The organism is Ruminococcus sp. OM06-36AC (assembly GCF_003438725.1).
Classification (GTDB): Bacteria; Bacillota; Clostridia; order Oscillospirales; family Ruminococcaceae; genus Ruminococcus_C; species Ruminococcus_C callidus.
Map to the genome: position 1 here is coordinate 1 of NZ_QSTT01000032.1, position 11,102 is coordinate 11,102.

14 protein-coding genes are annotated in these 11,102 nt (G+C 46.7%); all 14 read right to left on the reverse strand.

Annotated features, from left to right (window positions below; translation table 11 throughout):
- The coding region (locus tag DXB92_RS12275; protein WP_181977068.1) for a ParB/Srx family N-terminal domain-containing protein at positions 1-491 on the reverse strand (491 nt) is incomplete at its 3' end.
- Complete coding sequence (locus tag DXB92_RS13840; protein WP_022427385.1) at positions 488-646, reverse strand: hypothetical protein; 159 nt, start codon at positions 644-646, stop codon at positions 488-490. The genes DXB92_RS13840 and DXB92_RS12275, both read right to left, overlap by 4 nt.
- A gap of 7 nt (positions 647-653) precedes the next feature.
- Positions 654-1,214 (reverse strand): P27 family phage terminase small subunit, encoded by a 561-nt coding sequence (locus DXB92_RS12280; protein WP_117734095.1) that lies wholly within the window; start codon positions 1,212-1,214, stop codon positions 654-656.
- A gap of 183 nt (positions 1,215-1,397) precedes the next feature.
- Positions 1,398-1,748, reverse strand: coding sequence for an HNH endonuclease (locus DXB92_RS12285; protein WP_117734104.1), 351 nt, complete (start codon positions 1,746-1,748; stop codon positions 1,398-1,400).
- Positions 1,732-2,121, reverse strand: a complete 390-nt coding sequence (locus DXB92_RS12290) for a sigma factor-like helix-turn-helix DNA-binding protein (RefSeq protein WP_021683262.1) — start codon at positions 2,119-2,121, stop codon at positions 1,732-1,734. Before DXB92_RS12290 ends, DXB92_RS12285 begins: the two co-directional genes overlap by 17 nt.
- Positions 2,122-2,262: 141 nt before the next feature.
- Entirely contained in the window at positions 2,263-2,667 is a 405-nt protein-coding gene (locus DXB92_RS12295) for a hypothetical protein (RefSeq protein WP_117734096.1), read from the reverse strand.
- Positions 2,664-2,948 carry a VRR-NUC domain-containing protein gene (locus DXB92_RS12300; RefSeq protein ID WP_117734097.1) on the reverse strand — a complete coding sequence of 95 codons (285 nt, stop codon included), beginning with the start codon at positions 2,946-2,948 and terminating at the stop codon, positions 2,664-2,666. Before DXB92_RS12300 ends, DXB92_RS12295 begins: the two co-directional genes overlap by 4 nt.
- A gap of 172 nt (positions 2,949-3,120) precedes the next feature.
- Positions 3,121-5,607 (reverse strand): phage/plasmid primase, P4 family, encoded by a 2,487-nt coding sequence (locus tag DXB92_RS12305; RefSeq protein ID WP_117734098.1) that lies wholly within the window; start codon positions 5,605-5,607, stop codon positions 3,121-3,123.
- Positions 5,604-6,038, reverse strand: a complete 435-nt coding sequence (locus DXB92_RS12310) for a DUF4406 domain-containing protein (protein WP_117734099.1) — start codon at positions 6,036-6,038, stop codon at positions 5,604-5,606. The genes DXB92_RS12305 and DXB92_RS12310 overlap by 4 nt, the downstream gene beginning before the upstream one ends.
- On the reverse strand, positions 6,035-7,957 hold the full coding sequence (locus DXB92_RS12315; protein ID WP_117734100.1) for a bifunctional 3'-5' exonuclease/DNA polymerase: 1,923 nt from the start codon (positions 7,955-7,957) through the stop codon (positions 6,035-6,037). Before DXB92_RS12315 ends, DXB92_RS12310 begins: the two co-directional genes overlap by 4 nt.
- Positions 7,958-7,967: 10 nt before the next feature.
- Complete coding sequence (locus tag DXB92_RS12320; RefSeq protein WP_117734101.1) at positions 7,968-8,699, reverse strand: hypothetical protein; 732 nt, start codon at positions 8,697-8,699, stop codon at positions 7,968-7,970.
- Positions 8,700-8,713: 14 nt separating this feature from the next.
- Positions 8,714-9,130, reverse strand: a complete 417-nt coding sequence (locus DXB92_RS12325) for a hypothetical protein (protein WP_117734102.1) — start codon at positions 9,128-9,130, stop codon at positions 8,714-8,716.
- Between the two features lies 1 nt (position 9,131).
- Positions 9,132-10,571 carry a DEAD/DEAH box helicase gene (locus tag DXB92_RS12330; RefSeq protein ID WP_242986686.1) on the reverse strand — a complete coding sequence of 480 codons (1,440 nt, stop codon included), beginning with the start codon at positions 10,569-10,571 and terminating at the stop codon, positions 9,132-9,134.
- Positions 10,572-10,579: 8 nt separating this feature from the next.
- Positions 10,580-10,918, reverse strand: coding sequence for a DeoR family transcriptional regulator (locus DXB92_RS12335; protein ID WP_021683271.1), 339 nt, complete (start codon positions 10,916-10,918; stop codon positions 10,580-10,582).
- Between the last annotated feature and the right edge of the window lie 184 nt (positions 10,919-11,102).

Genomic DNA, 11,102 nt, shown 5'->3' on the forward strand with positions numbered 1-11,102 from the left:
CAGATGTCGCCGAGTTTCGATTTGCAGGGCTTTTCCAGTTCTGCGTCTACATCAAAATCATCCTGTTTTGCTTCATCACTGTTAATGTCGAAAAGGTCAGCAATTTCAGATTCATCGAAACCAGTCAAACCCAGGTCAAATCCGAGATTCTGCAACTCTTCCATCTCAACAGCAAGCAGTTCTTCGTCCCAGCCGGCATCTAACGCCATCCGGTTGTCAGCAAGAATATACGCTTTCTTCTGTGCTTCTGTCAGATGGTCGGCATACACACAGGGGACTTCTGCAATGCCTTCTTCTTTTGCCGCCATAATGCGTCCATGTCCAGCCAGCACATTGTATTCCCGGTCGATAATGACGGGATTGACAAATCCAAACTCACGCAGAGAAGAGCGAAGTTTCAGGATCTGTTCCTTGTTGTGCGTTCTGGCATTGTTGGCGTATGGCACTAACTTGTCGATATCAACAAGCTGAAATTCTGTAGTTGTGGTCATGCTCCATTCCTCCGCTTCAAAACTTTCTGTAAACCTTTTCTGGCATCCAGCACTTTTCCGCTGACTGCCTGTCCCTTAATGGTTCTGTATTGCTGTTTGGTCATCTTCTGGCGATTGGCTTTCAGATCTCGCCAGAACTGAGTATCTGCTTTCATGTATTTCTCACTTTCTGCTGCTCAGAAGCTGTTCCATCAAATCATCCTGCGGTGTGCCGTCAAATTTGGTCGTACAGTTCTGTTTCACAATATCGAAAATCTCATACCAGAGCAAATTTGCCTGTTTCTGAAATGTCTGGCTCATCTGCACAAACGGGGAGGCAATAACGCCGCCGGTGGTCGGGTGCTTTCCCAGCAGTCCATAGGTACTGAGGGCTTCTTCACACTGTACAAATCGGGCAAATGCCTGCGAATAGCTTTCCAGCAACCGTTTGTTGACGTGCTTTTCACAGCCACGCTGTTTCAGCCAAAGCCACGTTTCTTTGTACACAATGTCTGCTCCCAGCGGTTTTCCGTTCTTCTGCTGGGCAGACAAGTATGCACTGGGGCTTGGCATATCCGCACCGGTCAAATCAGCGGCATCGTCCAGATTATCTGCGTCCAATTCCGGAGCATGAAACTCCATAATATCTGCGTCCTTGCCCTCTGCGATTTTGTCGGAGAGGGCTTTTGGCTTATCGCCTGCACGAACTCGTCTGCCGCCTCTTCTTGTACCGTCTTTTGCCATCTGATTTCACCTGCCTTTTGAGAGAAAAGCAGCCGAAACTGCGTAGGTTTCGGCTTGTTTTCATATTTTCGGGGTTAATCCCCCGTTTGAACCTTGGTTTTTGTGTATGAGAGGGAACGCCGGTCTGTAAAAAATTCACAATTAGAGATTTTTATCCCCCCACCGGCAGCATTTCAGACACAATCAATACCGATAGACGGGATTTTGGTCTTCCGTCCATGTCTTGCGGTCATGGCAGGACTTGCAAAGAGCCTGCCAGTTGCTTTCATCCCACATCAGATGCGGATCACCACGGTGAGGAATGATATGGTCGACTACAGTTGCTGCTGTGAACCGTCCCCGTGCCATACACTTCACGCACAGCGGATGCTTCCGCAGGTACGCCTTGCTGAGCCGCTGCCACCTGCTGCCATAGCCACGCTTGGCAGCAGACGGTCGGTCTGGGTGCAGGGGCTGATGCTCTGCACAATACAAACCGTCTGTCAGATTGGGACAGCCTGGGTGCTTGCAGGGCTTCTTACATTTCTTCGGCACAGCAGTCACAGCCTTTGCAACTCTCTGTGGTTTCTGCAGAGAGTTTTTTCAATGCTTTTTGGTATTGTTCCTTCACCCAGGCAACGCTGTCATTCAGTTCATCTGCAATGGCATCCCATGTTGCAGCGTAAAGATACCGCAAACGAAGGATCTCACGCTGGTCGGCATTGTGATTTGCCATGATAAGTTCTTCCAGCTTCCGTTTCAACCGAATCGATGCAATCAGATCGTCCCAAGCTGCCTCCACGATCTCATGTATTTCATCTTCATCGATTTCCATCGCCATAGCTTTCCAATCCTGATAAATCACACTCTGTTCCTTGATGCGTCTGTTTAGATCCATACTGTTTCTTAAAACTTCTTTTGCAAGCATATCGATTCTCCTTTATGGACACGAAAAACAGCCCTCGCAGAATTTCTTCCGCAAAGGCTGTTTCGCTTTCTCCTGTTTTCCTACTTTACAGTATACCACATATGCGAACTATCATCAAGTGTTATGAACTATCATGAACTATCAACTTTTCATCCCTGCCAAGGCTTCCCGGTGCAAACGATAACAGGAAGGTTTACTGTATCCCATTTCTTCTGCGATCTGATTCCAGTCCTTGAATTCCAGATAACGCTTTGCCAGAATATCATGATGCTCCGTATCTGTGACGGCTTTTATCGCAGTATCAAAAACTGCTTTCAGAGCTTCCAGTTCCTTTTTTGCAGTCTTTACTTCTTCCTCCAAGGATAAGATCTGAGAAACGCCGCTTTCCACGGTGTGGGATTCCGGCGATACGGGTTTGGGCAAATCAGAATAGGCAGGTGATTTGGGAAAAGAAAGTTTCTGACGAAGAGCATCTGCTTCCTTTTGTTTTCGGTCAATCCTTCTAAGAAGTCTTTGTACCTGTTTCATGTATTCTTTTGCTGTCATGCCGTGATCTCCTCCAGCATTCTTTTTACCTCCTCCACAGAACGGACGATGACAGCGTTTCCGCCGCATTTTTGTATTTTGCGAAGAGCCGATTCCTGCAAAGCAGTTGCTTTTCCTTTCTCCGTTTTTACTTCAAAGGCAAAGAACCTGCCGCCAATGCAGGCGATCACATCGGGGATTCCTGCCGTTCCATACATCCCGCCATGCTCCTTCCAGCAAAAACAATTCGGTACGGTTTTCAGATACCTCAAAATCGCCCTTACGATATCCGCTTCTTTCAAACTGCTCACCTCTTACCTCTTTACTGATTTTACAGGGAAATTTCTATTATACTCATAAAAAATGAGAAAATATATGGGGATATAAAATAGGAAATATATAAAAGATTACGGGAATTCCCTGCAAAGCCTGTAAACCCTGTCAGAAAGCTGTGCAGACCTCTCCCCTGGCAAGCTACACATGGCTTTCTGAAAAGCTGATGCCTCTCCACGTTCTCCGTTTTCCGGTTCTGTCTGCTGCTTTCACAACCGTGGGAAAATTTGCTTCCAGTTCGTTGTTGAAATTCTGCTGACTGTATGGAGCCATGCCGCAGCTGTCACAGTATGCTTTATACCGTGCAAAGAACTCCATTCTTCCCACTTCTGCATCCATTTGCAAAGTACAGCAGTCCCGAACAAACGCCAGCACACTGTTGCTGTCCTCCCGGTATTTCTGGAGTTCCTGTGCATTTGCCTTTGTTTCTGAAAAATGAAAATGATTCTGCATCAGCCGCCGCAGTCCTTCTAAGGCAAATTGAAAGATCCCATCTGCTTCACAGCGGAACTTCTCCAGAAGTTCCGGATCTCGCTTGTCCTCCGGCACAGAATGATTGAACCGGACAATGATCAGACGGCGGTAAAAGCCCTCCGATTTGTCCCCATAGTTCTTCGGAATGCTGTTGCAGGAAAAGAGCAGCCTCGCATAGGGCTGAAAAGAAAAGGGATTCTTGTTTTTCTTTTCCACCGTCAGGTAATCCTCACCGACCAGTGCTTTAAAAATACCGTTGTCTTCAATGCCCCTTGTGGGCAGCTCTGCACAGATATTCGCCCACTTGCCAAAAAGTTCTGCAGTCTTGAATCGATCATTCAATGCCTGCCATGCTACATTGGACACATTTTCTTTTCCTAGCAGCAGTTCATTCAGTACCCGCAGCAGCACCGATTTTCCGGCACCGCCTTTTCCCACAATGATAAAGCACTTCTGGGCATGATTGACCGGAATGAGAAAGTAGCCCAGCATCTCCTGAATCAGCGTCACCTGATCCTCCTCCACGGATTCATGCAGAAACTGCAGAAATCTGGGACACTTTGCATCGGACATATATCTCACATTCAGCTGTACTGTAGACAGATACTTTGCGGTGTGTTCCGATAAGGTTTCGTCCAGCACATTGTACAGGCCATTTCGCACATTGATGAGATAGGGATTGGGATTGAGTTCCCGAATATCCTTCTGCACCTGCATCTTCCATTGTCCTTCGGTATCATTGATCTGAGACAGCTTTGTGTATCTGGTCAACATTTTATCCCGTACCATATTTCTTGCTGTCAGTTCCGTAATGCTGTGATAAACGCCGTTTTCATAGCAATAATACTGCTCGGCAGAATAAAACACGGGGGCATTCTGTGTCATGTATTCTGCAAGCACACCGGGCAGAAACTTCGGACCCCGTTCTGTCATTTCATACCAGTCGGGAATTTCCATGCCGGAGCGATGCTTCCGTGTTTCGGATTTGTTTTGAAATGCTTTGTACAGTTCTTTTTGCAGGGCAAGCAGCGGCTTGACATCTGCATTTTTGAAGCCGAAATGCTGCTTTAAATCGTAATGGATCATCGATTCGGCAGTCACGCTGTCCACATTGTAAAGATATTCCGACACAAAGTTTCGTGCAGTCTGCAAATCTTCCACCACGGCATTTTGCACCTTTTGCTGCTGTAGCAGTGCCCGAATGCCATCAATGGAAAGCGGCTGAAAACACAGAGCCGCAGGAGATTTACAGCTGCACTGTCCACTTTGCAGCTTTGGGCAGGAAAAGCCTTTCTCTGCAATGGTTCGACAGGTCATAGGTTTTGTTCCGCTGCGAAGAAAATGCTGGATCTTATTCTGCGTTTCTTCAAAAGAATACTTCGGATACGGCTTGGAGTATCGATGTATGACCGCTGCACCGCCTTCAAACACACTTAAATTGGAGATCATCGCATACCAGTCATGTTCAGAAAGTGCAGCTGCATTGTCACGGCAGTACTTGATAAAATCGCATTCTGCTTCTACAACGCCGATTCCTTTCTGTTCTCCATGCAGCGGTACTTTCGGTTGTTCTTCTGCTTCTTGCGAAACAGGCAGTCTTTCTATCAGCTGTTCCTGTGTGTATCTTCGTTCCGGGTGAAACGAGATGCACTCCACCAAGATCGGTTCTTTCTTGCAGTGATAGAATCCCGGCAGACGCATGACACGGCTTTCGTTGACACAGGCAGGATCTCCGCCGAAATGCTGCACCAGTGCCTTTTGAATGGGGCGAAACAATGACACCTTTGCCTCTTTGACAAACCAGTATGTATGCAGCGATTTTCGGGTCTGAATGACCATAGACGGCGGCAGCGGAAACGCATCGATGAGTGCCTGCTGTTCCTCGAAAGTTTTATCGTCCATCTCCACAAACTGTGCATTGATGCGAGTAATGCTGTCATCGGTCTGACCACCGGAGTTTACCACAAAAAAGATGCCATGATTTTTCTGGTTATGTTCTTTCAGTGTAGACTCCACTGCAAAGAATTTTCCTGCTTCTACAGACATTTTTGCACCGGTAAAGATGCCTTCTTTCCTATCATCAAAAATACGCAGACATACGGTATCATCCGGATGAAAGATCGCATTGATCACGTCCTGTGCCGATATGTTCATACAACTTCCTCCATCTCTTCTGTGAAATATCGAATCGGCATATGCCTGCGTTTTGCCCATTGGATCTCTTGTGCCATGCCCTCAGAAATGCTGCTGCCGAATACCCACAGCTGGACACATTTTGTCAGAAGCACATGATTCATGAACATTGCAGTTTGCCGGTCTTCCCCTAGGGTATCGTCCAGAAACTGCGGAAAAAGCAAATGCGGTGCAATGGGAATACTGTGATGTACTACCGCAAAACGACTGTATTTCCGGGCATTTTCAATGTTTTCATTGGTATTGCCACGATAGGGAGAACAGATATATACAAGCGGTCGGAATGCCGCCAGTCTCCGTGCTTTTTTCTCCTCGCTCTCTATTCTTTTCATTGCTTCAAATTCGGTCGGCGAGAAGTATCCTTCCTTGTTGTGTGTTTCTGCCAAGTTCATTCCTCCAGTTCCTCTAAATTGCCGAAGCTTTCTCCGGCAGATGCTTCTGCCACAAGGGGCAGATCAAACTCCGGAAACGGCTGCTGTTCCATACAACCTTTCACAAAAGCCACTGCTTCCTGCAATCTGTCTTTCGGAATGAGAAACGTCAGTTCATCGTGAATCTGCAGGATCGGTCTCAGCCATGGGCGTGACGGCAGTCCTTCTAAAATACGGACAATTGCCAGCTTCAGAATATCCGCAGCCGTTCCCTGAATCGGGGTATTCAAGGCACATCGTTCCGCAAAGGACTGCAGTCCCCAGTTGTCGCTGCGAATATTGGGAAGATACCTTCTGCGTCCCAGCCAGGTTTCTGTATACAGTTTCTGCTTTGCGGTCATCTTTGTTTCATTCTGCCAGACCGTCAAAGCCGGATAGCCAGCCTTCAGATTGCGAATGATTTCTTCACATTCCGGTATAGATTTCTCTACGCCTGCCTTGAACTTCAATGTGCTCTGCAGTCCCTTTGGAAATAGCCCGTAAAATGTGCCAAAGTTCACGTTCTTGGCGATGGTACGCTGTTCCTTGTATTCCGGTCGATGCTTGTTTTGTGCTTCTGCATAGGTACAGCCGAAAATGACAGAAGTCGTTGCCGCATGAATATCCCCGCCGTTTTGATAGGTTTCCATCATCGTCTTGTCCCGGCAGTAGAATGCTCCCACACGCAGTTCGATTTGCGAAAAATCGAGAGACAAGATCAGATGATTTTCCGGAGCCTGGATAAAGTTACGGACACCGATGGGATCGTTGCTTTTTCTGGGACAGTTCTGTAAATTGGGATTGCGGCAATTCATGCGGCCTGTTTCGGTGGACAATGCAAAGAAATCCGGATGGATCCTGCCCGTTGCAGAATTCAGATATTTCAGATAGCCGTCAATGTAGGTAGACTTGATCTTGCTCCATTTCCGGTATTCCTGTACCAGTGTGAACAAAGGAGAAAGTTCCGGACGGTTGGCATCACACCATTCCTTCAGCAGGATCATTGTGGCATCGTCTGCTGCTTCTCTGTTGGATGCTGTGACTTTCATAACAGGCAGCTGTAAAGTCTGATACAGATACTCCTTGAAAGCTTTAGTGCTGCAGTTTGCACCAATCGGAACATCGCCAATGAGCATTGTAATCTCATTCCGGATACGCTGCATTTGCTGTTCTGCCTTCTGCTGATGCTCTTTCATCAAGTCTACATCCACAGGCACGCCGTTGTGTTTCATCATACCGAGATACACCGCTGTCGGTGATTCGATCTGTTCCACAAGATACCGATGTTTCGGCAGAAAACGGTCAAACCAGCTGTTGAAAATATGATACAGCCGCAGTGCAAAATCAGAGTCCGCACAGCCATAGCGTATTGTTTCCATATCCTGTGCACCCAGTTCGTCAAAGTGTCTGCCGTTTGTAACATCCGAAAAAGTGGGCAGCCGTTCATGACACAATTCTTCCGCCAGTTTTTTCAGACCGCTGTCAGCAAGTTTGCGAAATGCGTAGTTGCTTTTCAAGGTCATTTGTGCTGCACAAATGGTATCATACACCGGCGGCTGTATGACGATATTCTGTTGACAGGATATTGCAGATTCAAAGGCGATATTGTGAGCAACTTTGACGATATTTTTGTTTGTGAGAAAGTTTTGCAGAAATCGAAAAAAAGCAATGCCATCCATGTTTCTTCCAATTTTATGAGCAACAGGAACATAGATCCCCGTATGCTCTTTGGCGGAAAAGCTGCACCCGACAATATGACTTTTTGCCGGATCAAGAGCTGCCTTTTCTTCGATGCGGTAAGGCTCACCCGGTGCAGTTTCATAGTCAAAAGCCACAACGGCGGCATTGCCGATATACTGCTGAATTTCCTGCACCGAAGTGACACATCTGTAATTCTCCATAGCATTCTCCTTAATTCAGCGGCTCCATGACTTCGCCGGTTTCCGGGTCCACACGCAGTGCATCTTCTGTATCATAGCCCACATTTTTACTAAGAGCCTTGACCTGTTCTGTCACAGCTGCGATCAGCGGATATTCTTCCGGAGACAATGCCCGTTCTACGGCAAACTGTGCCTGGGAATAACTCATGCCAGTGCCGCTGACTGCTTTTTTCAGTGTAAATTTTGTTACCACAGCATTGGAATTCTTGTATTTGGGGATCACACGCATCAGATAACGGGTAAAGGCTTTCAGAGAACCGGTGGGCAAAGACAGGATCACCGGGAAAATGTCACCTTCCCGAAGCAAATACAGACGGCGGCGGTTCTTGCAGGCTTTTGCACCGTTTTTCCCGGAACCGTACTGATTCAGCGGACAGGTACCACAATCTCCGCCGGGCGTTCCTTCCCCATGATGTCCGTCAAAGCTGCCGCAGTCAGGCGGATTGGAGCCTCCCTGATATTCGCTTTGGTAGTAGGCATTCAAAGAATGCTGATAGAGGATCACAGCGGAAAACGTTTTTACCGTGTCCGGTTCCTCCGGATTCTCACCGGGGATCTCAAACATCACACCGCCGCCGGATGGGATCTTGATCCGTTCAAAAGCAGCGGAAAGTCCGTCCATTTCCTCCGACATCACCTCACGCAAATTCGGATCCTGCAAAGCGAGAAAGCCTGTGTGATTTGCCATCAATTCCTTTTTCATTGTTCTGATTCCTTTCATTTTGTGGATTTACGGACAGACACAGCGGTCTGCTCATAGACATGGACAAGACCGTTCAGCCAGTCAGGAACGTGATCTTGGTTTTCAGAAATTTGTTCTTTCACAAAAGCTGACAGACTATTTGCATTGACCGTCTCATAGACCAGATCACCGTAGCCGTTTTCTTTCAGAGCCGCATATAATTCATCCTTACGTCCTGCCATGGCAGAAACACGGGTTTTGGTGGTCAGGGCAAACATCGTTCCTGCACGGGTGAAATTCTGCGTTTCTGTTTCTGCCATCAGCATAGAAAGCTGATAATCTGCCTGTTCAATTTCAGCGTTAATTTCTTTCAATCGCTGTTCTGCATTCTTCTTTTCCTCACGGAGTTGTTTCAGATGCTCCGCAAGTTCATACATATTCTGTGTTTGCATTTCAAACTCCTTCCTGAAATGGGTTCATTCCGTTCCGATAATCGTCTACCAGCGTTCTCGCTAAATCCACCTTATCCCGCAGAGAACGGAGGATTTTAGCATCCACAGTATTCTTTGCAATCAGATAAATGTACAGGCAGTTCTCTGTCTGAGAGACTCTGTGGATTCTTGCTTTTGCCTGTTCAAAGTTAGACATGGAATAATCCAGACTGTAGAACACCATAGTGGATGCTGCTGTCAAAGTAATGCCTAGTCCTGCCGCTGCAATCTGCCCAACAAATACACGGCAGTCTGCATCTTTCTGAAATCTCCGGATTTCCTCTGCACGGTCAGAAACACCGCCACGCACAGACGCATAGCCAATCTGTTTTCGTTTCAGCAGTTCCTGAATGCCGTCCAGTTCCGGTGCAAACCTTGCCAGAATGACCAGCTTTTTTCCTTCTGCAAGCATGGTGTCCAGAATATCGGACAGAGCATCCAGTTTTGCTGTGCTGACAGAAGTGATACTTCCGGCATCGTCTGTGAGATAGCCGCCTGTCATCTGCGACAAACGCAGCATTTTTGTCAGCACATTTACTGCCGAAATTTCCGAACCTGCAAGTTCCGCAAAGCTTTCTTTTTCCAGCTGCTTGTATAGTTTCATTGCTTTCGGTTCTAGTTCTACCGTGCGTATCTCCTCGGTAATTTGAGGCAAATCCAGACATTCTGCCTTAGTTACACGATAGGCAACGGAATGCAGTTTTTGCAGGAATTCATCCATCATCTGCTTTCGGAAAACCGGAATGTGATTGCCGTATCCGCACATATCGAAATAACGACTGCGAAAAGCATAGAAGCTTGTCCCGAAAATCTCTTTGTTCAGAAAGCGGTACTGGGAAAAGACATCCAGTTCTTTGTTGGTAATAAGTGTACCGGTCAGAAGCAGCTTGTATCTTGACTTGTCTCCGAGATGGCGCATGGCTTTAGACTGTGCAGTGCGGTTTTCCTTGATTTTGTGTGCCTCGTCTGCAATGATAAGGTCGGCATCAAAGGCAAGCAGTTCTTTCTCCAATCGCCATGCAGATTCATAATTGACAACAGCGATTTGCAAATCATTCCCATGCAGCTTGGAAAGCTGTTCTTTTTTCTGTGTACTGCTGCCTTTCAGAACAGTCAGCTGATATGGAAAAGCAGCAAAACGTGCAAATTCCTGTTCCCAGACAGAGAGAATGGACAGTGGTGCTGTGATCAGGATTCTTCTGATATGACGATACTGATACAGAATTCCAACAATGGCAATGCTGGTGATGGTCTTTCCGCAGCCCATTTCCATGAGCAGTGCCACGCCATTACTGTGTGTCTCTGAGGGCAGGATGCCGAAGCGTTCGCAGGCAAAGTGGCAGGCGGATTGTTGATGGCGATAGAGAGTTGCTTTAAGGGGGATTTTTAGAACTTCTTTCACTTTTTCTCCTATGCTTTGTATGGACGATATGTATCTGGACCAAATCTGGCAAGAATTTGCTTTAGTATTCGGCTTTGGTATACATCCGCCTTTTGCAGCAGTTCTTCCAGAACTGTAACTTCTTCTTTTGACAGCAGATTTTTATTTGGAGCATACCATTCCGGTATCTGTACTCCGCCACCGTTTCCGCTAAAAGTTTCAAGGGGATATTTCAGCATGAGTGCTCGTATGTCCCGGCGAATCGTTTTTTCTGAAACATGAAATTCATGCATTAAAATTGGAACTGTGCTTTTCCGACGGGAAATCAGTAATTTCAAAATCTCTTCTCGCCGTTCTACGAGACCCATGCCTTTCACCCCCTTTCCGATGTATTTTTATTCTACAACCCAAACTGGTCAGATCGTGACCAGTTTGAAAAAGATTCACAGAAGTTTCACAAAATGAATTCTTTCAAGAATTACAAAACACCGACAAGGTGCAGAAAAAATTCTGCACCTCATCGGATGTTCTCACTTTTTTACCAAACTGGTC

Coding starts and splice junctions, on each gene's coding strand:
- DXB92_RS13840 (WP_022427385.1), bottom strand. CDS start 646: ATGAAAGCAGATACTCAGTTCTGGCGAGATCTGAAAGCCAATCGCCAG.
- DXB92_RS12280 (WP_117734095.1), bottom strand. CDS start 1,214: ATGGCAAAAGACGGTACAAGAAGAGGCGGCAGACGAGTTCGTGCAGGC.
- DXB92_RS12290 (WP_021683262.1), bottom strand. CDS start 2,121: ATGCTTGCAAAAGAAGTTTTAAGAAACAGTATGGATCTAAACAGACGC.
- DXB92_RS12295 (WP_117734096.1), bottom strand. CDS start 2,667: ATGACAGCAAAAGAATACATGAAACAGGTACAAAGACTTCTTAGAAGG.
- DXB92_RS12305 (WP_117734098.1), bottom strand. CDS start 5,607: ATGAACATATCGGCACAGGACGTGATCAATGCGATCTTTCATCCGGAT.
- DXB92_RS12310 (WP_117734099.1), bottom strand. CDS start 6,038: ATGAACTTGGCAGAAACACACAACAAGGAAGGATACTTCTCGCCGACC.
- DXB92_RS12315 (WP_117734100.1), bottom strand. CDS start 7,957: ATGGAGAATTACAGATGTGTCACTTCGGTGCAGGAAATTCAGCAGTAT.
- DXB92_RS12320 (WP_117734101.1), bottom strand. CDS start 8,699: ATGAAAAAGGAATTGATGGCAAATCACACAGGCTTTCTCGCTTTGCAG.
- DXB92_RS12325 (WP_117734102.1), bottom strand. CDS start 9,130: ATGCAAACACAGAATATGTATGAACTTGCGGAGCATCTGAAACAACTC.
- DXB92_RS12335 (WP_021683271.1), bottom strand. CDS start 10,918: ATGGGTCTCGTAGAACGGCGAGAAGAGATTTTGAAATTACTGATTTCC.